General features: G+C 74.9%; 18 protein-coding genes. 11 read left to right on the top strand and 7 right to left on the bottom strand.

The features are described from left to right. Positions 1-46 precede the first annotated feature (46 nt). The 7 genes from ACW14Y_RS33460 (at position 47) to ACW14Y_RS33430 (ending at position 9,933) form a co-directional block, all read left to right on the top strand. Positions 47-1,120: a GNAT family N-acetyltransferase gene (locus tag ACW14Y_RS33460; protein ID WP_456984594.1), complete on the top strand. Its 1,074-nt coding sequence runs from the start codon at positions 47-49 to the stop codon at positions 1,118-1,120. Beyond that, positions 1,120-2,766: a hypothetical protein gene (locus tag ACW14Y_RS33455; RefSeq protein WP_456984593.1), complete on the top strand. Its 1,647-nt coding sequence runs from the start codon at positions 1,120-1,122 to the stop codon at positions 2,764-2,766. The genes ACW14Y_RS33460 and ACW14Y_RS33455 overlap by 1 nt, the downstream gene beginning before the upstream one ends. Beyond that, a complete protein-coding gene (locus tag ACW14Y_RS33450) occupies positions 2,763-3,956 on the top strand; it encodes a DegT/DnrJ/EryC1/StrS family aminotransferase (RefSeq protein ID WP_380390450.1) in 1,194 nt (397 codons plus the stop codon). The genes ACW14Y_RS33455 and ACW14Y_RS33450 overlap by 4 nt, the downstream gene beginning before the upstream one ends. A gap of 138 nt (positions 3,957-4,094) precedes the next feature. Further along, the gene (gene mscL / locus ACW14Y_RS33445; RefSeq protein ID WP_266273267.1) at positions 4,095-4,556 is read left to right on the top strand and encodes a large conductance mechanosensitive channel protein MscL; all 462 of its coding nucleotides are present in this window, start codon (positions 4,095-4,097) and stop codon (positions 4,554-4,556) included. 548 nt (positions 4,557-5,104) lie between these two features. Continuing rightward, positions 5,105-5,908 (top strand): DUF6643 family protein, encoded by an 804-nt coding sequence (locus ACW14Y_RS33440; RefSeq protein WP_380310866.1) that lies wholly within the window; start codon positions 5,105-5,107, stop codon positions 5,906-5,908. 342 nt (positions 5,909-6,250) lie between these two features. Beyond that, on the top strand, positions 6,251-7,129 hold the full coding sequence (locus ACW14Y_RS33435) for an MOSC domain-containing protein (protein ID WP_380306337.1): 879 nt from the start codon (positions 6,251-6,253) through the stop codon (positions 7,127-7,129). 404 nt (positions 7,130-7,533) lie between these two features. Next, positions 7,534-9,933: a right-handed parallel beta-helix repeat-containing protein gene (locus ACW14Y_RS33430; RefSeq protein ID WP_380306335.1), complete on the top strand. Its 2,400-nt coding sequence runs from the start codon at positions 7,534-7,536 to the stop codon at positions 9,931-9,933. 80 nt (positions 9,934-10,013) lie between these two features. Here the strand turns inward: ACW14Y_RS33430 and ACW14Y_RS33425 are convergent, their stop codons facing one another. Both ACW14Y_RS33425 and ACW14Y_RS33420 read right to left on the bottom strand, forming a co-directional pair. Then, the gene (locus ACW14Y_RS33425) at positions 10,014-11,120 is read right to left on the bottom strand and encodes a PLP-dependent cysteine synthase family protein (RefSeq protein WP_380306333.1); all 1,107 of its coding nucleotides are present in this window, start codon (positions 11,118-11,120) and stop codon (positions 10,014-10,016) included. 184 nt (positions 11,121-11,304) lie between these two features. Further along, entirely contained in the window at positions 11,305-12,483 is a 1,179-nt protein-coding gene (locus ACW14Y_RS33420; protein ID WP_380390460.1) for an ROK family protein, read from the bottom strand. 116 nt (positions 12,484-12,599) lie between these two features. Between ACW14Y_RS33420 and ACW14Y_RS33415 the strand changes: the two genes are divergently transcribed. Then, entirely contained in the window at positions 12,600-13,862 is a 1,263-nt protein-coding gene (locus tag ACW14Y_RS33415) for an MFS transporter (protein ID WP_456984590.1), read from the top strand. Between the two features lie 67 nt (positions 13,863-13,929). Continuing rightward, positions 13,930-14,505 carry a HutD/Ves family protein gene (locus ACW14Y_RS33410; protein WP_380306329.1) on the top strand — a complete coding sequence of 192 codons (576 nt, stop codon included), beginning with the start codon at positions 13,930-13,932 and terminating at the stop codon, positions 14,503-14,505. On the opposite strand, the gene ACW14Y_RS33405 is transcribed toward ACW14Y_RS33410, so the two are convergent. Continuing rightward, complete coding sequence (locus ACW14Y_RS33405; protein ID WP_456984589.1) at positions 14,502-15,716, bottom strand: hypothetical protein; 1,215 nt, start codon at positions 15,714-15,716, stop codon at positions 14,502-14,504. The two genes, ACW14Y_RS33410 and ACW14Y_RS33405, sit on opposite strands and share 4 nt — an antisense overlap. A gap of 139 nt (positions 15,717-15,855) precedes the next feature. Beyond that, a complete protein-coding gene (locus tag ACW14Y_RS33400) occupies positions 15,856-16,854 on the bottom strand; it encodes an esterase/lipase family protein (RefSeq protein WP_456984587.1) in 999 nt (332 codons plus the stop codon). 114 nt (positions 16,855-16,968) lie between these two features. Here ACW14Y_RS33400 and ACW14Y_RS33395 point away from each other — a divergent pair, with 114 nt between their 5' ends. After that, entirely contained in the window at positions 16,969-18,276 is a 1,308-nt protein-coding gene (locus tag ACW14Y_RS33395) for a PucR family transcriptional regulator (protein WP_456984585.1), read from the top strand. Between the two features lie 50 nt (positions 18,277-18,326). Here the strand turns inward: ACW14Y_RS33395 and ACW14Y_RS33390 are convergent, their stop codons facing one another. Then, complete coding sequence (locus tag ACW14Y_RS33390) at positions 18,327-18,863, bottom strand: GNAT family N-acetyltransferase (protein ID WP_402724899.1); 537 nt, start codon at positions 18,861-18,863, stop codon at positions 18,327-18,329. Positions 18,864-18,939: 76 nt separating this feature from the next. Next, positions 18,940-19,698 carry an acyltransferase gene (locus ACW14Y_RS33385; RefSeq protein WP_380306323.1) on the bottom strand — a complete coding sequence of 253 codons (759 nt, stop codon included), beginning with the start codon at positions 19,696-19,698 and terminating at the stop codon, positions 18,940-18,942. A gap of 147 nt (positions 19,699-19,845) precedes the next feature. Here ACW14Y_RS33385 and ACW14Y_RS33380 point away from each other — a divergent pair, with 147 nt between their 5' ends. Beyond that, positions 19,846-20,604, top strand: coding sequence for a maleylpyruvate isomerase family mycothiol-dependent enzyme (locus ACW14Y_RS33380; RefSeq protein ID WP_456984582.1), 759 nt, complete (start codon positions 19,846-19,848; stop codon positions 20,602-20,604). Positions 20,605-20,631: 27 nt separating this feature from the next. Here the strand turns inward: ACW14Y_RS33380 and ACW14Y_RS33375 are convergent, their stop codons facing one another. Further along, complete coding sequence (locus ACW14Y_RS33375) at positions 20,632-21,405, bottom strand: enoyl-CoA hydratase family protein (protein WP_266273279.1); 774 nt, start codon at positions 21,403-21,405, stop codon at positions 20,632-20,634. Positions 21,406-21,526 lie beyond the last annotated feature (121 nt).

Here is a 21,526-nt window from a genome sequence, read left to right as displayed (position 1 = left end):
TTTCCCCGTTGACCCCCCGACCACCGATGGGAGAGCGAGTCCGGACGTGAGCGCCCTGCCCGCCCCCGCCGAGCTGACCTTCCGCCCGCCGGCCGAGCCCGACCTCCCCGCCGTGCTCGACCTGCTCACCGCCTCACTGGCGGGTGGACCCACCGGCACCCGCACCGCCGAGTTCTTCGCCTGGAAGCACCTCCACAATCCCTTCGGCGCCAGCCCCGGGCTGGTCGCCGAGACCGCCGACGGCCGGCTGGCCGGGGTCCGCCTCTTCCTGCGCTGGCAGTGGCGGACGGGCGGCGCGGACGGCCGCACGGTCGACGCCGTCCGGCCCGTGGACACCGCCACCCACCCCGACTTCCAGGGCCGCGGCATCTTCCGCCGGCTCACCCTGGACCTGCTCGACGAGGTCGCCGGGGACACCGAGCTGGTGTTCAACACACCCAACGGCAACAGCCTGCCCGGCTACCGGAAGATGGGCTGGCAGGAGCTGGGCCGGGTGCCGATCGCGGTCCGCGCCGTCCGCCCGGCCGCCTTCGCCCGGGGTGCGCGGGCCGCCCTCGCCCGCCGTCCGGCCGCCGGGCCGACCGGCCCCCCGGACTGCCGACTGCCCACCGCCCGGGACTGGTTGGCCGATCCGGCGGTGACCGGCACCCACGGAGCGCTGGCCGAACTGCTGCGCGAACGCGCCGCCGCCGACGCCGCCGACCGCCGGCTGGCCGTCCACCGCACCCCGGAGTTCCTGCGCTGGCGGTACGGCGAGGCCCCCGGCCTGGACTACCGGGTGCTCACCGTGCACCGCGGCGAGGAGCTGACCGGTCTGGCCGTCGGCCGGCCCCGACGGCGCGGCCCGCTGGCCGAGTTCACCCTCGCCGACCTGGTGGTCCGCCCCGGCGACCGGGACAGCGCCGTCCGGCTGCTGCGCGCCGCCGCCCGGGAGTCCGGCTGCGACCACGTCGCCACCCACCTCTCCCCCGGTACCGAGGCCGCCGACGCCGCGCTGCGGGCCGGCTACCTGCGGGCCCCGCGCACCGGGATGACCCTCGCCGCCCGCAGCCCGGGCGGCGCCACCCCGCTCACCCTGGCCGACTGGCGGTTCAGCCTCGGCGACCTGGAGGTGTTCTGATGGCGGCGGCGCCCGGGGGACCGGGTACCGCCGCCACGGGCACCGCCGCCACGGGCGCCGCGTCGGCGGTGCTCCGGCGCGTCCCCTGGCCGTCCGCCCTCGCCGCCACCCTGGTCACCGGCTACGTCACGCTCTTCGTGCTCGCCTCGGTGCACACCTCGTACGACACCTGGGGCGCGCTGCTGATCCTCCCGGCGCTGATGGCGATCGGCACCCCGCTGCTGGCCCGGATCGCGGCCGCCAATCCCGAACGGGACGTCTTCCGGCTGCTGCTGCTGGCGATGACCGCCAAACTGCTCTGCGCCTTCCCCCGCTACCTGATGGCCTTCGTGCTGTACGGGGGCGCGGCCGACGCCAAGATGTACCACCAGAAGGGCACCGAGCTCGCCGCCTACCTGGACCAGGCCGACCTGCTCGGCGGCGTCCACTACGACCTGGGCATGAAGGTCGCCGGCACCGGTTTCGTCATCATCGTCACCGGCATCGTGTACGCGATCACCGGCCCCTCGCTGATCGGCGGCTTCCTGGTCTTCTCCTGGCTGGGCTTCTGGGGCCTGCTGCTGTTCTGGCGGGCGCTGCAGATCGCCTTCCCGGAGGCGGACACCCGCAAGTACGCCAAGCTGGTCTTCTTCCTGCCCTCGCTGCTGTTCTGGCCGTCCAGCATCGGCAAGGACGCCTGGATGATGTTCTGTCTGGGCCTCACCACCTACGGCACCGCGCGGCTGCTGGACCGGCGGTTCGGCGCCTTCGTCTGCATCGTGCTGGGCTCGGTGGGCACCGCGATGGTCCGCCCGCACGTCACCGCGCTGGCCGGGGCCGGGCTGATGGTCGCGTACGTGCTGCGCCGCCGTCCGCAGCAGGTCAGCGCGCTGGGGCCGCTGCGCACCATCCTGACCGCCGTGGTGCTGGGCGCGATGGCGGTGCTGATGCTCCAACAGGTCTCGACCTTCTTCGGCACCGACGGGACCGGCGGCGACGCCGTCAACCAGGTGCTCTCGGAGACCTCCAGACGCACCAGCCAGGGCAATTCGATGATCAACGCGACCGCGCCCGAGGACGCCGCGCCCAAGTTCAGCCTCAATCCGGCGGGGCTGCCGGTCGCGGTGATCAGCGTGCTGTTCCGGCCGTTCCCGTTCGAGGCGTCCAACATCCAGAACCTGATCCAGTCGGTGGAGTGCTTCGCGCTGCTGGTGATGTTCGTCCGGGCCTGGCCACGGCTGTCCCGGCTGCCCCGGCTGTTCGTGCAGCGCTCGTACGTGGCCTTCGCCGCCGTCTACACGCTGCTGTTCTGCTGGGCCTTCTCGACCATCAACAACATGGGCATCCTGTCCCGCGAACGGGTCCAGGTGCTGCCGCTCGCCCTGGTGCTGCTGGTCGTCCCGGCCACCACCGCGGGCCGGGGCCGCACCTCGGCCCGCCGGCCGCCACCGGTCTGGCGGGTCTCGCCCGGGCAGTGGGGCGCCCGGCGGACACCCGAGCCACCGGGGCTCCCGGCCCCACCCGTGGCGGCGGCGGCAGCGGCGGCACCGACCGTCCGGTCCACCGCCCCACCGCCGTCCAACGGTTCACCACCGTCCACCGCTCCACCGTCGTCCATCGTGTCACCGTCACCGTCAACGTCCCAGGGGGGATCGACCGCGCCATGACCACCGACACCCTTGCCCTGCCCGCCGCCCTCGGCGGCACTCCCGCCTTCCCCGACGGGCTGCCGCTCACCCGGGTCCAGGTGCCCGACCGCGCCGCGCTGCTGGAGCGGCTCGGCACCGTGCTCGACAGCGGACAGCTCACCAACGGCCGCACCGTCGCCGAACTGGAGGAGGCCGCCGCCGCGCTGCTGGAGGTGCCGCACGTGGTGGCGGTCTCCAACTGCACGACCGGACTGATGCTGGTGCTCCAGGCCGCCGAGGTGGACGGCGGACGGGCGGTGGTGATGCCCGGATTCACCTTCTCCGCCACCGCGCACGCCGCCCACTGGGCCGGCGGCACCCCGGTGTTCGCCGAGGCCCGCGAGCGGGACATCACCCTCGACCCGGAGGACGCCGCCGCCAGGCTGGCGGCCGCCGACCGCCCGGCCGCGCTCATGGCCACCCACGTCTACGGCACGCCCTGCCAGGTCGAGCGCCTCCAGGAGGTCGCCGACGCCGCCGGGGTGCCGCTGGTGTACGACTCCGCGCACGGCTTCGGCAGCCGCCGCAAGGGCGTGCCGATCGGCAACTTCGGCTACGCCGAGGTGTTCTCGATGAGCCCCACCAAGGTCGCGGTGGCCGGTGAGGGCGGCCTGGTCGCCACCCGGGACGCCGCGCTCGCCCGGCGGCTGCGCACCGCCCGCGACTACGGCAACCCGGGCGACTACGACACGCTGTTCCCCGGCCTGAACGCCCGGATGAGCGAGCTGCACGCCGCCGTCGGCCTCAACTGGCTGGCCGGACTGCCCGAACGGGTGGTCCACCGGGGCGCGCTGGTGGCCGAGTTCGCGGCGGTCACGGCCGGCCTGCCGGGGCTGCGGCTGGCCCTGCCGGAGGAGGGCGACACCTCCACCTTCAAGGACCTCACGCTCATCCTGGACGCCGAGGCGTTCGGCCTCGACTCGCGGCAACTCGCCGACGCCCTGCGGGCGGAGGGGATCGACTCGCGGCGCTACTTCCACCCGCCGGTGCAGCGCCAGCGGGCCTACGCCCACCTCGGCCAGGCCGAGACCCTGCCGCTCACCGACCGGCTCGCCGACTCGGTGCTGACCGTGCCGCTGTGGTCCCAGATGGACGCGCCGACGGTCCGCCGGATCGCCGAGGCGGTGGTCCGGATCCAGCCGTACGCGGAGCGTCTGCGCTCCGCCTGATCCGACCGCGCCGGGCCGGGTCGCCGTTACGCGGATCGGGTGAACGCGGTTGGACCGGGGGCACCCCCGGTCGGCAGGATGTCCGGCCGGGGCCCGTGGTCCCGTCCCACCTCTCCCCGTACGGATTTGGAGTTCCCGGTGCTCAAGGGATTCCGCAGCTTCCTGCTGCGTGGAAACGTCGTCGACCTCGCGGTCGGCATCGTGATCGGCGCGGCCTTCACGGCCGTGGTCACCGGGTTCGTGACGGCCTTCCTCACCCCGCTGATCGGGGTCGCGACCGGCGCGGTCGGCGACTTCACCCTGAAGACCTTCGAGGTGGCCGGCACCCGGTTCCCGTACGGCGTCTTCATCAACGCGCTGATCAGCTTCCTGCTGGTCGCCGCGGTGATCTACTTCATCGTGGTGGTGCCGGTCGGCAAGCTCCAGGCGCGCCTCGACGGCGACAAGCCGGCGCCGGTCGCCAAGGCGGACTGCCCGGAGTGCCTGAGCAGGATCCCGGTCGCGGCGGTGCGCTGCTCGTTCTGCACCTCCGAGGTGGCCGGCCTGCCGGGCTTCCCCGCCCAGAACGGCGGCACTCCCCGGCCGGCCCCGGTGCACTGAGCGGACCCGGACCACGGTCCGGTGGCCGTTCGGTGGCCACCGGACGACGGGCCGAAGGCGGCTCGACGGCGGGCCGGGAGCCGTCCGACGGCAGGTCGGGACCGGGCCGACGGCAAGTCGGGGGCGTTCCAGCGGCGTTCAGCGGATCCGACCGGTCGGATCCGGCCGCCGCCGGGCCCTCCGCGGGCCCTCCGCGGCCCGGACAAACCCCGCGAAAGCTCTGATGGGGACTTTATCCCCGAAACATTCACGAGCCCCCGCCGCGCCGTCGGCGGGGGCTCGAATGCGCCGGTACACGCCCTGCCCGCAGAAGTTTCTTCGACAGTCCCCGAACCGTCCACCGCCCCGTCACCGCACGGGGCTTCGGCGGCCGCGTCCGGGCCCCGTTCGAGCCCCCGGAGCGGGCAACGGGTGGCCTGAAGTCATCGCCAATTTGTCCGTTCTTACTACTTTCGAAACCTTTGTTCGAGCGAAGCTTGTGTAAACACTCGAACTGCTCCGCCTCCCAGTCTCCTCAGTAGGCTCGTTGTGGGCTTACCGTATGCCCCATGACCTCGCCCCGCTCCTACGACGGAGTCGGCTACCCCTCTCCGTCCTTCTCCTCCGGCACGCCCATCTACGACAGCCTCGTCGCAGAGCGCGGTGTCCCGCAGATCGCGCCCATCAACGTGCCGGCCGCCCTGCCGCCGGCCATGTCGACCGGTTACGGATCGGGCCTCCCCGCCCAGTCCTACGAGAACCGGTACGGCTCCGGGTACGACAGTCCCGGTGGCAACCTCCCCGCCCTGCCGCCGGCCCGCCTCGCCCTGGGCCCCGGCCCGAGCAGCGCCCCCTCCGGTCCGGCCACCACGTACATCCCGGCGCAGCCCGCCCCCGCGTACGCCGCCGCGCCCCAGCCGGCGGTCCCCGGGTACGGCGCTCCGCAGCCCTACCTGCCGGGCCAGCGCCCGCAGGCCCCGTCCCAGGGCTTCACCCAGGCCTCCACCGGCGGGTACCAGCCCTCCGGCGGCCAGAGCTTCGGCGGCCAGAACACCTTCGTCGGCGGCAACGGCGGACAGCAGACCTTCGGCGCGCAGCCGGCCGGTCAGCACGGCGCGGCCGGCCAGCCCCAGGGCGGTCCGCAGTCCTTCGGCGGCCAGCAGTCGTTCGGCGGACCGCAGGGCTTCGGCGGCCAGGGCGGCAACCAGGGCGGCTTCGGCGGCTCGGCCGACCAGTCCTTCGGCGGTGCCCAGCTGCGTCCGGCCGTCACTCCGGTCGCCCCGGTCCGCCCGATGCAGCCGCAGCGGCCCGGCCCGTACGGCGAGCACGGCCAGTACCAGCAGGGCTACCAGCCGCAGGCCCAGGGCTACTGACACCACCCCGGACCGGACCCCCACCCGGCCCGGACCCGCACCACCTGAGCACCACCCGGCGCGCACCGAACGACGCCGGGCGTACGGAGAACGGGTCATCCACGGACCGCCCGGAACGCCGCCCCACGCGGCGTTCCGGGCGGTCCGTGCGCGTTCGGGCAGCGTGTCGGGGCAGTCTGCGGCGGGACCGCCCCCGACGCCTTCCGGCCGCGGGTCCGCGCACGGACTCCGGGGCGGGTCCGGTCCCGACTCCGGGCACGGGTCCGGCGACTCCGGGCGAGGTCCGCGGGCGACGCGGGACTCACCCGCGGCCGGTCCGGACGGGGCTGGCAGGATGGAGGCATGCAGCTCACCGGACTCCACGTCTACCCCGTCAAGTCCATGTACCGCCTGAGCCCCGGTAGCGCCCGCGTCGAACCGTGGGGCCTGGCCGGCGACCGCCGCTGGATGCTCGCCGACGCCACCGGCCGCTTCGTCAGCCAGCGCGAGAACCCCGCCCTCGGCCAGGTCCGCGCCGAGCTGACCGCCACCGGCGCCCTCGTCCTCACCACGCCCGGCGGCTCCCGCGCCGAGATCCCCGCCCCCTCGGTCGCGCTCGGCGACCAGCTCGCCGACGTCGAGGTCTGGGGCACCCGCTTCCACGCCGCGGAGGCCGAGAAGGAGGCCCAGCTGTGGATCGCCGAGCACCTCGGCGACTACCGGCTGGTGCACCTGGACGACCCGCGCGCCCGGCCCGTCGACCCGAACTTCTCCTCGCCGGGCGACACCGTCTCGATGGCCGACGGCTTCCCGCTGCTGCTCGCCACCACCGCCTCGCTGGCCGAGCTCAACGCCCTGATCGCCGAGGAGCATCCGGAGGGCCACGAGACCCTGCCGATGGAGCGCTTCCGCCCCAATGTGGTGGTCTCCGGCAGCGAAGCCTGGGCCGAGGACGGCTGGCGCCGGATCCGGATCGGCGGACTGACCTTCCGCGTGGTCAAGCCGTGCGGGCGCTGCGTGGTCACCACCACCGACCAGGAGAGCGGCGAGCGGCGCGGCCCGGAGCCGCTGCGCACCCTGGCCCGGCACCACCGGCTGCTGAAGAAGGCCGCGTTCGGGCAGAACCTCGTGCCGGAGCGGCCGGCCGGTGTCGAGGGCGAGGTGCTGGGCACGCTGCGGCTCGGCGACGAGGTCGAGGTCCTGGAGGACGGCATGGAGTGGCCGTCCGACCGACTGGTCTGACCGCCCGGCCCCGGTGGGCGGCCGCCACCGCGCGCTCCCGGCGCACGGGGCGGGCGCCCACGCGCCGGAACCCGCGCGCGGCCGCCGCATCCGGGGCTCCCGGCCGGCCCCGCAACCGCTGCTCCCCCGCTTCACCCCACCCGCGCCCCACCGGCCCCAGACCGGTTCCGCACCCGCGTCCCGGAACCGGAACTGTGCGCACTCGTTGAAGCATGTGGTGAACCCGCGACGGCGCCCGGCCCCGCCCGCCACCGAGCGGTACGGAACGGCGGGAGCACCCGTGCGGGCGCGCTACGGTGGGCGGACGACCCGCGCACCCCGTGCGCCGCGTCCGGGCGAACGGCGCCCGCGTGCGTCCGGTCCGCAGATCGCCGGCTCGATGAAGGTGGGGACAACAAACCGTCATGGCTGAGCACAGGGTCCGGGTCACCCAGGACAGCGCATCCCGCTGGCGGCGCCGCGCCGGCGAGTACGACACGCTCACCGAGGCCCTGGCGGCCGCCGAACCCGGCGACACGGTGACCGTGCGGTCGGGCACCTTCCGGGAGAACGTGGTCGTGGACAAGGCGGTCACGATCGTCCCCGCCCAGGGCCCCGGCACCGTCCGGATCGACCCTCCCGGCGGCGTCCCGCTCACCGTGACGGCCTCGGCCACCGTCCGGGACCTGGTGATCGAGGGCAGCGACCGCTCCTCCCCCGCCGTGCTGGTGTCCGGCCCGGACGCGGCCCCCTCCTTCACCGGCTGCCGGGTCGAGACCCGCTCCGCCGCCGGGTTCGAGATCGTCGACGGCGCGCGGCCGACCCTCAGGGGCTGCACGGTGGCCAACCCGGACGGGCTCGGACTGCGGTTGCGCGGTCCCGGCACCGCGGCGGCGTTCGAGGACTGCGAGGTGTCCTCCGCCGGTCAGGCCGGGCTCGCCGTGCTCGGCGGCGCGACCGCCGCACTGGAGCGCTGCCGGGTGCACCACGCGACCGGCGCGGGCGTCCTGATCTCCGACCCGGGCAGCGCCGCCGAGTTGACCGGCTGCGAGATCTACGAGATCCGCGGCAGCGGCGTGCAGGCCGAGGACCGGGCCGGCGGCCGGCTGGTCGACTGCGACATCCACCGGGTCACCGGCAACGGCCTCACCCTCGACAGCGAGGCCGAACTCGTCCTGACCGGCTGCCGGGTGCACGACCTGCCCGAGAACGCGGCCGACCTGCGCGGCCGGGCCCGGCTCAGCCTCGCCAACTCCACCGTGCGGGACTTCGGGCGCGGCGCGCTCTCGGTCTGGGACCAGGGCACCGAGGCCAGCGCCGAGTCCTGCGAGATCCACGGCTCGAACGGCGAGTACCCGGCGCTGTGGGTCAGCGACGGCGCCCGGCTCACCCTCACCGACTGCGCCCTGCACGACCTGCCGGACGCCCTGTTCGTGCTGGACCGCGACTCCGCCGCCGTCGCCGAGGGCTGCTCGTTCAGCCGGATCCGCAGCTCCGCGGTGTCGGTCAGCGGCGGAGCCACGGTGACGCTCAGCGGCTGCCGGGTGCAGGAGGCGGGCACCGGGCTGTGGTTCCGCGACCACGGCAGCGGCGGTCTGCTGACCAAGTGCGAGATCTCCGACGTGGCGACCGGGGTGATCGTCACCAAGGGCGCCGACCCGGTGTTCCGGGACTGCACCGTCCGGGCCGGATCGGACGCCGGCGTCTATGTCTCCGCCCAGGGCCGGGGCACCTTCGAGGACTGCCGGGTCTCGCACGGCAAGGGCTTCGGCTTCCACATCATCGACGGCTGCCGCACGGTGCTGACGCGGTGCCGGGCCGAGCAGAACGAGCGGGCCGGCTTCGAGTTCTCCGAGCCCGGCCCGGTGGTGGAGGGCTGCACCTCGGACGATGTGGCGGCACTGCCGCCGCCGACCACCGAGATCCCCGGCCCGCGCGCCCAACTCGCCGCCTCCACGGGCTCCTTGGCCTCCGCCGCGCCCGCGGTGATCGGGCCGATCCCGGACTGCCGGCCCGCCGACGAGGCGCTGGCCGAACTCGACGGACTGGTCGGCCTGGCCACCGTCAAGCAGGAGGTCCGGACCCTGATCGACCTCATCTCGGTCGGCCGGCGGCGCCGGCAGGCCGGTCTCAAGGCCCCCTCGCTCCGCCGCCACCTGGTCTTCACCGGCGCCCCCGGCACCGGCAAGACCACGGTGGCCCGGCTCTACGGCGAGATCCTCGCCTCGCTCGGGGTGCTCCAGCGCGGGCACCTGGTCGAGGTGGCCCGGGTGGACCTGGTCGGCGAGCACATCGGCTCCACCGCGATCCGCACCGCCGCCGCCTTCGACCGGGCCCGCGGCGGTGTGCTCTTCATCGACGAGGCGTACGCGCTCGCGCCCGAGGACGGCGCCCGCGACTTCGGCCGGGAGGCGATCGACACCCTGGTGAAGCTGATGGAGGACCACCGGGACGAGGTGGTGGTCATCGTGGCCGGTTACACCACCGAGATGGAGCGGTTCCTGTCCGCCAACCCCGGTGTCTCCTCCCGCTTCTCCCGGACCGTCACCTTCCCCGACTACACGGCCGAGGAGCTGCTGGAGATCGCCCGCGCCCAGTGCGCCGAGCACGAGTACGCGCTGGCCGACACCACCGCGCTGGCGCTGCTGGAGCACTTCGCCGGCATCGAGCGCGGCCCGACCTTCGGCAACGGCCGGACCGCCCGCCAGGTCTTCGAGACCATGGTGGAGCGGCACGCCATGCGGGTGGCCCAGCTCGACGACCCGTCCACCGAGGACCTCCAGCTGCTCGTCCCCACCGACCTGCCGGCGCCCCGAGTGCCGTAGCTCGACGGGGTGGTGGGGCCGGGCGCCGGCGGTCAGCCGGTCAGCCCGTCAGCCCGTCAGCCCGTCAGCCCGTCAGCCCGTCAGCCCGTCCAGGCTCCGCCGGCCAGGAAGGCCTCCAGCCCGGCCCGGTAGGGCGCGATGTCGATGCGCTCCCCCGCCAGCCACTCGTCCGCGTAGTACTTGTCGAGGTAGCGGTCGCCCGGGTCGCAGAGCAGGGTGACCACGCTGCCGCGCTCCCCCGCCGCCCGCATCTCGGCGACGATCCGCAGCGCGCTCCACAGCCCCGTCCCGGTGGACGCGCCCGCCTTCCGGCCGAGCACCCCGTCCAGCACCCGGACGGCGGCGATCGAGGCGGCGTCCGGGACCTTCATCATCCGGTCGATCGCCCCGGGGACGAAGCTCGGCTCCATCCGGGGCCGGCCGATCCCCTCGATCCGCGAACCCCGGTCGCACACCGCGTCCGGGTCCTCCCGCACCCAGCCGTCGAAGAAACAGGAGTTCTCCGGGTCCGCGACGCAGATCCGGGTGTCGTACTGCATGTAGTGGACGTAGCGGGCGATGGTCGCCGAGGTGCCGCCGGTGCCGGCGGTGGCCACGATCCAGGCCGGCTCGGGGTGCGGCTCCAGGCGCAGCTGGGCGAAGACCGACTCGGCGATGTTGTTGTTGCCGCGCCAGTCGGTGGCTCGCTCGGCGTAGGTGAACTGGTCCATGTAGTGGCCGCCGGTCTCCTCGGCGAGCTTGGCCGAGGCCTCGTACACCTCGTCGGGCCGGTCCACCAGGTGGCACTCGCCGCCGTGGAACTCGATCAGGTCGATCTTGGCCTGGCTGGTGGACTTGGCCATCACCGCGATGAACGGCACTCCGACGAGCTGGGCGAAGTACGCCTCGGAGACGGCGGTGGAGCCGCTGGACGCCTCGATCACCGGCTTGCCGGGGCGGATCCAGCCGTTGCAGAGCCCGTAGAGGAAGAGCGAGCGCGCCAGCCGGTGCTTGAGCGAGCCGGTGGGGTGGGTGGACTCGTCCTTGAGGTAGAGGTCGATGCCCCACTCGGCGGGCAGCGGGAAGCGCAGCAGGTGGGTGTCGGCCGAGCGGTTCGCGTCCGCGTGGACCTTGCGGACCGCCTCCTTGAGCCAGCTCCGGTACTCCGCGTCGGTACGGTCGACGTCGACGGTCGGTTCGGTGCCCATGGCCTGCCACTCTCCTCGTGCGAGTTCTGCGATTCTGCGAGTTCTTCGAAGCCCCCCTCCGATGCGCTCACTACGAGTGTACGAGTGTCACGATAAGTGACATTATGCGAAGCCCCAGGCTCCGCTTATCGACCGCCGGGACCGACGGCCCCCGAGGGCCGCCGGTCGGGATCCGAAGGACCCGCTACCCCACCTGCACCGACTGCGGATCGGCCAGGTACGGGCGCCAGCCGAGTTCCGCCGCCCCGGCCAACGCGCTGTGCGCCAGCTCCGCACCGACGATCGGCACCCGGCCGCTGCGCCCCCACAGGCTGCGGTCGGCCACCACCGCCCGCAGCCGGTCCGGCGCGGCGTCCAGGAGGTCGCGGTGCAGCCCGCTGAGCACCACCCGGTCCGGGTTGAGGATGTTGACGACCCCGGCGAGCCCGAGCCCGAGCCGGTCGATGACGTGCTCCACGGCCGCCCGGGCCCGCTCGTCGACGGCGGCGGCCCGGCAGACCTCACCGGCCTGGTCCAGCAGCGGCCGGTCCGGGTCCGGCGTCAGACCGGCGGCGGCGAACAGCGCGTCCGGATCGGTCTCGGAGTTGAGGCAGCCCCGGTTGCCGCACGGGCAGGGGCGGCCCTGCGGATCGACGGTCAGATGGCCGACCTCCAGGGCGAGCCCGGCGCTGCCGGTGTGCAGCCGCCCGTCGATGACCAGCGCGCCGCCGACCCCGCGATGGCCGGAGGTGACCAGCAGCAGGTGCCGGGCGCCGCGTCCGGCGCCGTGCCGGTACTCGGCCAGGGCGGCCAGGTTGGCATCGTTGGCGATCGAGGTGGGCAGCGGGTCGAACGCCCCCGGACCGTGCTCGGCGCGCCCCACCTCGACGTCGTACAGGTCCGCCACGGGGGTGCCGCTGGGCCAGGCGAAGTGCAGCGCGGCCAGTGCCGTGCCGTCCGGTTCGGTGACCGGGTTGGGCAGCGCGAGCGCCGCGCCGAGGCAGCGGCGGTCGGTGGCGCGGGCGAGTTCGGCACCCGCCTGGGCCACCGCGCGCAGCATCCGCACCGGGTCGGTGGCGGCGGGCAGCGGCAGGTGGACCGGCGGGTCGAGCAGCCCGCCGAGGCCGGCCAGGGTGACGCTCAGGCCGTCGGCGTGGATCTGTCCGGCGACCACCACGGGGCCCGCGGGGTCGATGGCGAGCCGGTGCGAGGGCCGGCCCCGGCCGCCGCCGGCCGGGCGGGAGTCGACCGTGATCAGCCCGAGCGCCTCCAGTTCGGCGGTGACGGCGCCGGCGGTGGCCCGGGTGACGTCGAGCGCGCGGGTGAGCGCCGAGCGGGTCGGGGTCTGGCCGGTGTGGATCAGCTGGAGCGCCGGACCGAGCAGCGTCCGGCCGCGGTCGGGGGCCGCGCGGCGGTGGGCGTCGCGCTGCGCGTCGAGTTCGGCCCCGGTCCCGGGCTTCGGACTTGAAGGTGAGAGCTGCACGTCCCTATTCTTACTTTGTGCCGCTCCGAAACAAAATTCGTCCCCATGCCCCCGCCGACCGGCCCTCCCCCCAGTCTCGCAGCATCTCCGCCCGATCCCGCACCGTCCCCGCGTCCGCCCTCTCCACCTGGGGCGCCGCCCGGCTCGCCCTGACCGCCTTCTTCGCCGTCGACGGCCTGCTCTTCGCCGCCTGGGTCGTCCGGATCCCCGACATCCGCAACCAGGTCAGCGCCTCGCACGGGGCGCTCGGCCTCGCCCTGCTCTGCGTGTCGGCGGGCGCCGTGGCCACCATGCCGGTCGTGAGCCGGCTCTGCCTGCGCTACGGCTCCCGGCCGATCACCGTCGCCTCGCTCGCCCTGCTCGCGGTCGCCGTCCCGCTGCCCGCGCACACCCACTCGGTGCCCGCGCTCGGCGGCGTCCTGCTGCTCTTCGGCGCCGGGTACGGCGGGGCGAACGTCGCCATGAACAGCGCCGCCGTCGAGATCGTCAGCGAGCTCGGCCGCCCCGTCATGCCCAGCTTCCACGCCGGGTACAGCCTCGGCGGCCTGCTCGGCGCCGGTGCGGGCGGCCTGCTCGCCGGCACCCTGACGGCCGCCCAGTGGCTCGCGGCCGCCGGACTGCTCGGCCTCGTGGTCACCGCGCTCGCGGGTGCCGCCCTGCTCCGCAGCCCCGCGGCGCGACCGGTGGGCACCGCCTCCGCCGCCTCCTCTTCCTCCTCCTCCGCGCGCGGCGGGACCGCCGGTGCGGGCCGCGTGCTGGTCCTGCTGCTCGGCCTCACCGCGTTCTGCACCGCGTACGGCGAGGGCGCGATAGCCGACTGGACCACCGTGCACCTGACGGACGACGTCCGGGCCGGGGCGCAGGCGGCCGCCGCCGGTTACGTGGCCTACGCCCTCGCCATGACCACCGGGCGGATCGGCGGCACCTGGCTGTCCGTACGGCTCGGCCAGCACCGGGTGATGCTGCTCGGCGGGTTCACCGCGGCGGCCGGGATGCTGCTGGCCGCGCTCGCGCCGCTGGTCCCACTCGCCCTGGCCGGGTTCGTGCTGGTCGGCCTCGGCCTGGCCAACCTCTTCCCGCTCGCCATCGCCCAGGCCGGCGCCGTCGGCGGTCCCCGGGGCGTCGCCCTCGCCTCCACCCTCGGCTACGGCGGCATGCTGATCGGCCCGCCGGTGATCGGCTTCCTGGCCGACGCGACCAGCCTGCCGCTCGCCCTCACCACGGTCGCGGTCGCCGCCACCGCCGCCGCCCTGCTCCCGCTGGCCGTCCGGCGGCGCTGAGCCCTGCCGACCGCGGGGCCCGCCGGAAGGCTCCCCCGCGTCTCCGGGCCCGTGCGAGGATCGCGCCATGACGAACAGCACCGGACCGGTCCAGCTCCTCCGCGCCGCCGAACGCCCCGCCACCGCCTGGCGCAACGGCGGCGGGGTGACCAGGGAGGTCGCCGGGTACCCGGCGGGTTCGGGGCTGGACGACTTCGCGTGGCGGGTCAGCCTCGCCGACGTCGGGTCGGCCGGACCGTTCTCCGCCTTCGCCGGGGTGGACCGGGTGATCACCCTGGTCGAGGGCCCGGGGATGGCCCTGACCGTGGACGGCACCGAGCACGTCGTCGACGCGCCGTTCCGCCCGTTCGCCTTCTCCGGCGACGCGGCCACCGACTGCCGGCTGCTCGGCGGCCCGCTGGTCGACTTCAACGTGATGACCCGGCGCGGCCGCGCCACCGCCGACCTGGCCCTCGTGACGGAGCCCCGGACACTGGTGGTCGCCGAGGGCACCAGCGTGCTGCTGGTCTGCCTGTCCGGCACCGCGGCCCTCGACGCCACCACCGCCCTCGCCCGCTACGACGCCGCCCTTCTCACCGCCCCCGCCACCCACGCCCTCCACCCCACCGGCACCACCGCCGTGCTCACCCTGCGCGCCGTCTAGGGGGCGCCCGGCTCCCGACCGAGAGCGGCGAGCACGCGCTCCAGCTCCCGCTCGTCGGCCCCCTCGACCTCGATGTCGCCCTCCACTCGCAGTTCGAGGTGGGCGAACCGGGGCGCCAGCCCGGCCAGGACCTCCAACGGGCCCGGCTCCGCACCCGTGTCCTCGATCACCAGCTCGCGGACGGTCAGGCTCTCCAGCTGGGGCAGCAGCGGGCTCCCGGCGAGGAGGACGAGGTCACCGTCCTCCTCAGGCTCGAAGACCGCCGCGCCCAGGTCGAGGTGCCGCAGCCGGGGGTACCCGGCGGGGGCGAGCTCCTCCAGTTGGAGGTTGCTGCCGACGGTGCCGTGCACGTCGTGGTCGATCTCCACCTCCAGGGTGACCAGGCCCGGCGTGGACGTCCCGAACAGGGAACCGTCCGAGAAGACCGCGCCCCTGGTCCGCAGGTGCGTCAACTCCTCGTGCACGACGTCGTCGAACAGGAACGCGCCTTCGAGCTCCAGAGTGCGCAGGGCGGGCAGCGCGGGCCACAGCGCCCGGCCCGTTCCGTGCGGGACCACCGGGTCGTGCAGGTACCGCTCGACCTCCAACGGGCGGCCCGCCGAGGTCCGGTGGAGCTCGAAGAGCGTGTCGTAGTGGTGACCGAGGTACAGCTCCGCGAGCCGGGGCCGCTGCCGGGCGGCGAGCGCCGCGGCGGCGCGTCCGGCGGAGTGGTGGTGGTCCGTCAGGTGCAGCTCCAGCCTGCGCAGCCGCCCGGCGGCGGGGTGGCGCAGCAGCACGTCGACCAGGACAGCCTCCCACTGCTCGGGGTCGTCCGGGTCGTGGGTGCCGCCGTGCGGCAGCTCCGCCAGGAGCCGGAGCACCAGCGCCCGGCGGCGCGGGCCGGTCTCCCCTGCCGAACCGGTCCCCTCCGCCGGGCCGGCCTCGCCCGTCGGGCCGTTCTCCTCGGTCAGCCGGAACACCGCGGTGTCGAGGAAGCCCCGGGACCAGCCGAGTTGCCACGACCCGTCCGCCCGGAGGCCGTCCAGCCCGGACTCCCGCTCCACCCGCCGGTACAGCGCCGCGAGTTCCGGGTCGTCGGCCGGCACTCCCCGGTGCTCCAGCCGGATCGCCTCCCCCCGCGGATCACCGGCCCCGCTCAGCGCCCGCGCGTACACGAGCCAGTCCGCCCAGTCCTCCGACGCCGGCACCGGCACCTCGTCGACGAAACCCACGCCACTCTCCTGTCCTCGGTCCACGGCAGTATCCCCGCCCCCACCGACACCCGGCACACCGGACCGCCGCGCGGGAGGTCGGCCCGTCCGACTTCCCGCGCGGCGGCAACGGCCTTGAGCGGCCCCGGTGGTGGCGGCCTCAGCCGCAGAGCACCGGGGTGGCGTGGGCCGGGTCGAGCGCGTTGGTGACCAGGTGCAGCGCGGTCGGCGCGAAGGCGACGGCCACGTGCTCGGCGAGCGACAGCGGACAGTGCGCCTGGACCACCTCGTTGTCCACGGCCGCCGCGCCGGCGCCGCCCGCGCCGTCCAGGAACTGGCTCCGGTACGGCGTGACGACCTCGTCGTAGACCGTGGAGATCACGGTGTAGCGCACACCGGGGACGGTGTCCGGCCGGGAGGCCATCCGCCGGTTGAAGTCGGAGCCGACCGCCTGGTCCCGGCAGGCCGCGCAGGCCGTGTAGATCAGTTCGGCGACGCGCGGGAAGTACGGGGCGAGGTTGGTGATGCCGTCCAGCGTCGTCCCGTGGTTGGACGGCGCGAGGGCGACCAGCTTGCCGACCTTGGCCGCGCCGCCGAGGAACTTCAGGTAGTAGTTCGGCAGCATGCCGCCCTGCGAGTGGCCGACGAGGTCGACCTCGGCCGCGCCGGTCGCGCCGCGCACCAGGTCGACGAATCGCCCGAGTTGGGCCGCCGAGTCGGCGACCGGGGCGAGACCGCCGATCGGCAGCAGCAGTCCGCTGCCGGAGGAGGTGATGCCCGGGACCGTGCCGTAGTCCAGGGCGAAGACGCAGTAGCCCAGGCTCTTCAGCAGCGGCGAGAGCACCAGCCAGTTCTCGTACCGGTTGGCGAAGGTGCCGTGCACCAGGACCACCGGGTTCGGGTGGGCGGCGGTCGGTCGGCAGGTCCAGTCGTTGGCGCCGGGCGGCGAGGCCACCGTGTCGCCGTCGGGCGGGAGTTCACCTGCGGCAGCCGGGGCGGCGACAGCGGCGGCGGGCGCGGTGGGGGTCGCGTCCGCCGCCCGGGCCGCGCCGGCGGGGGTGCCGACGAGCAGCGCGCCGGCCAGGAGCGCCGCACCAGTGGCCCCAAGGAGCCTGCGGCGCACCAGCCTTGCGGCGGAGCGGAGAAGTGGGGTTCTCAACGGTTGCCTCCGGAGCGGAAGTTTGTTACCAACAGGTAACCCGAGTGCCTCCATCCTGCGGTCGCCCCTCCGACCTGGGTCTCGGGCGGCTTCCAGACCTCGACGGAGTTCTCTGTGACCGGTCACAGTTCACCCCCCACCGCCGCCGGTTGGCGGATCCCGGTGATCGGCGGCACCGCCGCCGACCAGCGTCTGCTGAGCGCCGTACCGGAGTTGGCCGAGGCCGTGGTCGCCGCACTGCTGGACCGGGTGCCGGCCTACCGCCGCTTCCCCCGCGAACTGGCCACCGGCGAACTGGTCCCGGTCGCCGCACGCCGGATCCGCGCCCTCGCCCACGCCGTCCGCACCGGACTGCCCGCCCCCGAGGGCGAGTTCGCCGCCGTCCGGGAGGCCGCCGCCCGGCGCGCCGAGGAGGGCGTGCCGCTGGACGCCGTCCTGTTCGCCCACCACCTCGGCATGGAGGTCTGCTGGGAGCTGATCACCCGGAACGCCGACCACGGTGACGCCGCCGCCCTGCTGCTGCTCAACCGGCTGATGCTCGACCACCTGCGCCGGGCCGCCGCCGCGACCTGCGCCGGATACCTGGCGGAGGGCCGCGGCGACGCCGACGAACGGCGGGCCGCCCGGGGCGCCCTGGTCGCCGCGCTGCTGGACGGCGCGCCCGCCGGGGCCGAGTCGGCGGCCGCCCGGGCCGGGATCGGCCTGCCGCCCGCCTACGCGGTGCTGCGCCTCGCCGTCGCCGAGCACCCCGACGAGCGCTCCCCCGACGTCGACCGGGCGGTGGCGGGGCACCGCAAGCTGCGCCGGCTGCGCACCGAACTCGACCACGCCACCCGGCAGTCGGCGCTGTCCGCGCTCACCGCCGCCGGCGGCGTGGTGCTGGTCCCGCTGGAGCACGACCCGGAGGCCGTGCCCGAACAGGTCTGGGAGCGGCTGGCCGAGACCCTGCGACGCGTCGCCCGCGCGGCCGGCGTCACCGTCCGGGCGGGCGGGTCGGCCTCGGTGCCCGCCGAGGTCCCGGCGGCGTCCGCGCTCGCGGCGGAGGTCCTGGAGGTCGCCCTGGCGGTCGGACGGCCGCCCGGACTGCACCGGCTGGACGACCTGCTGGTCGAGTACCAGCTCAGCCGGCCCAGCCGGGCCCGGTCACGGCTCGCCGCACTGCTCGCGCCGCTGGACGAGGCGAGCGAACTGCTCACCACCCTGCGGGTGCACCTCGCCGGCGGCCTCAGCAGACGCCACACGGCCCAGGTGCTCCACCTGCACCCCAACACCGTGGACTACCGGCTCCGCCGGATCGCCGTCCGGACCGACCTGGACCCCACCCGGCCCGCCGACCTGCCCCGGATCACGGCCGCCCTGGCCGCCCGCGACGCCGAACGCGCCGCCGCGGGGCACACCCCGGGCACCCCGACCGTTCCCTAGCCGCGCACCGTTCCTCGGCCCCGGGCCGCCCCTTGACCCCGGGCCGTTCCTCAGCCCCGGGCCTTCCAGTCCTGCGCCAGCAGGCCGAGCAGCACCTCGTCCAGGAACTCGCCCATCACCCAGGCGGAGGAGCGCAGCACGCCCTCCCGGACGAAGCCGTTGCCCTCGGCGGCGCGGAGCATCGCGGCGTTGTCCGCGAGGGTCTCGACCTGCAGCCGCCGCAGGCCGCGCACGACGAAGCCGTAGTGGCACAGCACCGCGACCACCTCGCTGCCGTGGCCCCGCCCCCGGGCGGAGGGGCGCAGCCCGAGGCCGAGGTGCGCGGTGCGGTTGTGGTTGTCGATGCCCCACAGGCTCGCGCTGCCGAGGAGCGCGCCGCTGTCGAGCTCCACCACGGAGAACGGCACGACCGCGTCGTCCGTGCGGTCCAGCGAGACCCGGGACTCCTTCGAGCCGGGCGGGATCGGGCGCCACGGCGCGCTCTCGGCCCGCGAGGAGTTGGCCACGTCGTCGTGGAGCTCGGTCAGCAGGACCGGGATGTCGTCCTCGTGCCGGGCCCGCAGCCCGATCTTCTCTCCTCGAAGCATGCGAGCTTCCTATCCGACCCCGCGGAGCGGCGGCAACCGAATTAGGGCCTGCCGCTCGGCTCCCGGCCGCCCGGCCTCAGACCTCGGACTCGCCCGGCAGCCGCAGGTCCCAGCCCGCCAGCGCGCGCAGCTGCGCGGCGGTCAGGTCGTCCGGCAGCGGCCTCGGCGGCTCGTTGCGGAACGGCGGCTGCCAGCCCTCCTCCTGCGTCCAGCGGCGGACCGCCTTGGCCGGCGCGCCCGCCACGACCGTGTGGTCCGGCACCTCGCCGCGCACCACCGAGCCGGCCGCGACGACCACGTTGCGGCCCAGCCGGGCACCGGGGAGGATCACCGCCCCGGTGCCGATCCAACTGCCGGAGCCGATCTCCACCGGCTCGTTGCGCGGCCACTGCTTGCCGATCGGGAGGTCCGTCTCCCGGTACTCGTGCGCCTGGTCGGATATGTAGACGCCGGGGCCGGTCCACACGTCGTCGCCCAGCACGATCGACTGGTGGCCGACGATGTGGCTGTCGCGGCCGATCACGCAGCCGCCGCCGATCCGCACGATCGGCTCGGGCCCGAGGTCCAGGCCGGGGAGGAAGCCCGCGCTGATGGTCACCCGTTCGCCGATGATCGAGAACGGCCCGATGGTGATCCACTGCTCGTTGAAGACCGCGCCGAGCGGGAAGCTCAGCTTCGTCCCCGCGCCGAGCTCGCCGAACCGGTACGGCCCGGGGTTCTCGCTGGAGACCGCGCCGGCCCGCTGCACCCACTGCCAGCCCCGGTGGACGAGCCGCCCCGCAGCGCGCCGACCGCCGGCCCTGGCGGCGCTGAACAGGGAACGCGTGATCGACATGCGCTCACGTTACCGGTCCGTACGGTCCGCCCGGCGCGGAGGCGGCCAAGGTCACACGGGCCGCGTCGACACGCCCGTGCGACATTTTCGCCACCCATCCATGGGAACGCGTGTCCGAATACCGCCGATGCTGCCAGAATCCCGATCATGGAGATCACCGCACACATCGACGCCCTGCGCCACGAGGGCGGTCTGCTCGCCGACGCCGCCGCCCGCACCGAGCTCGACGCCCCCGTCCCGACCTGCCCGGAGTGGCGGCTGCGGGACCTCGTCCTGCACACCGGCCATGTGCACCGCTGGGCCACCACCCACCTCCGGGACGGTCGGCCGACGCCGATGGACGAGGCGAGCCAGCAGGCGATCTGGGCGGAGACGCCGGACGACGCCGTCCTGGTCGACTGGTTCCGCGCGGGCCACGGCGCGCTGGTCGACACCCTCCTCGCCGCCCCGGCCGACCTGGACTGCTGGACCTTCCTGCCGACGGCCACGGGCCCGCTCGCGTTCTGGGCCCGCCGACAGGCGCACGAGACGGCCGTGCACCGGATCGACGCCGACGCGGCCACCGGCGCCGAGGGCCCCGCGACCGCGCCGGAGCTCGCGCTCGACGGCATCGACGAACTGCTGCGCGGCTTCCTGTCCCGCGGCCGCTCCACGCTCCGAAGCGAGCGGCCGCGCACCGTCCAGATCAGCACGACCGACGGGCCCGGCCGCTGGCTGGCGACGGTCAGCGAGGAACCGCTGTCCGTCGAGCTCACCGAGGCCCCGGCCGACCTGACCCTCACCGGCCCGGCCCGGGACCTCTACCTGCTGCTCTGGAACCGGCTGCCCGCCGGGACCGGTCGGGTGGAGCACTCCGGCGACGAGGCACTGCTCGCCCTCTGGCGCGAGACCGCCACGATCGGCTGAGCCCGGTCGCGGGTCCGAGGTCCGGCCCTACCGCACCCAGCGGGCGGGCCGCTTCTCCAGGAACGACCGCATGCCCTCCTGGGCCTCCTCCGAGCCGAACAGCCGCGCCGACAGCTCGACCAGCTCGTCGGCGTCCCGCTCGAAGGAGCGCACCACCTCGGCGTTGGCGAGCCGCTTGGAGTGCGCGAGGCCCTGCGGCGAACCCAGCCGCAGGGCGTCCAGCAGCTCCTTGAGCGCGACCTCGGCCGCCTCCGGCGCGTCGGCCGCCCGGGTGATCAGACCGATCCGGGCGGCCTCGGCGGCGTCGAACACCTCGCCGGTCAGGTAGTACCGGGAGGCCGCGCGCGGGTCCAGCTTGGGGCGCAGCGGCAGCGAGATCACGGCCGGCGCGAGACCGAGCCTGACCTCGGTGAACGCGAAGGTGGCGGCCGGGCCGGCGATCGCCAGATCGGCCGCTCCCACCAGCCCCAGCCCGCCGGCCCGGACGTGCCCGTCGATGACGGCGATCACCGGCTTGGCGCAGTCCACGATCGCCCGCTGGAGGTCGACCAGCCCGCGCGGCCCGACCGTCGGGTCCGCCCCGGTCGCCTCCGAGAGGTCCGCCCCGGCGCAGAACACCTTGCCCGCGTGCGTCAGCACCACCGCCCGCACCTCCGGATCGGCGGCCGCCCCGGCCAGCCCGGCGGTCAGCTCGGCCATCAGCCGGCGGGACAGCGCGTTGCGGTTGTGCGGCGAGTCGAGGGTCAGCGTGGTGACGGCGTCCTCGGTGGCGACACGGACGAAGGGCGCTTCACTGCTCATCGGTGCGGTCCTGCTTTCCGGCTGAGGGTGGGTCGGAACGGGGCCGCCACCACGGGTGGACGGCGGCGCCCGGACGACTCTGACATGCCCACCCTCCACGCGGGAAGTGTCCAGGTCGGAG

It is taken from the genome of Kitasatospora sp. cg17-2, from assembly GCF_054031055.1.
Note: the sequence above shows the minus strand (reverse complement) of the source record. Positions and strands in the feature narration are given on the sequence as shown.

What these genes read in the sequence shown, in the direction of transcription:
- ACW14Y_RS33455 (WP_456984593.1), top strand. Translation starts at nt 1,120, where the DNA reads ATGGCGGCGGCGCCCGGGGGACCGGGTACCGCCGCCACGGGCACCGCC.
- ACW14Y_RS33450 (WP_380390450.1), top strand. Translation starts at nt 2,763, where the DNA reads ATGACCACCGACACCCTTGCCCTGCCCGCCGCCCTCGGCGGCACTCCC.
- ACW14Y_RS33440 (WP_380310866.1), top strand. Translation starts at nt 5,105, where the DNA reads ATGACCTCGCCCCGCTCCTACGACGGAGTCGGCTACCCCTCTCCGTCC.
- ACW14Y_RS33435 (WP_380306337.1), top strand. Translation starts at nt 6,251, where the DNA reads ATGCAGCTCACCGGACTCCACGTCTACCCCGTCAAGTCCATGTACCGC.
- ACW14Y_RS33430 (WP_380306335.1), top strand. Translation starts at nt 7,534, where the DNA reads ATGGCTGAGCACAGGGTCCGGGTCACCCAGGACAGCGCATCCCGCTGG.
- ACW14Y_RS33425 (WP_380306333.1), bottom strand. Translation starts at nt 11,120, where the DNA reads ATGGGCACCGAACCGACCGTCGACGTCGACCGTACCGACGCGGAGTAC.
- ACW14Y_RS33410 (WP_380306329.1), top strand. Translation starts at nt 13,930, where the DNA reads ATGACGAACAGCACCGGACCGGTCCAGCTCCTCCGCGCCGCCGAACGC.
- ACW14Y_RS33390 (WP_402724899.1), bottom strand. Translation starts at nt 18,863, where the DNA reads ATGCTTCGAGGAGAGAAGATCGGGCTGCGGGCCCGGCACGAGGACGAC.
- ACW14Y_RS33385 (WP_380306323.1), bottom strand. Translation starts at nt 19,698, where the DNA reads ATGTCGATCACGCGTTCCCTGTTCAGCGCCGCCAGGGCCGGCGGTCGG.
- ACW14Y_RS33380 (WP_456984582.1), top strand. Translation starts at nt 19,846, where the DNA reads ATGGAGATCACCGCACACATCGACGCCCTGCGCCACGAGGGCGGTCTG.
- ACW14Y_RS33375 (WP_266273279.1), bottom strand. Translation starts at nt 21,405, where the DNA reads ATGAGCAGTGAAGCGCCCTTCGTCCGTGTCGCCACCGAGGACGCCGTC.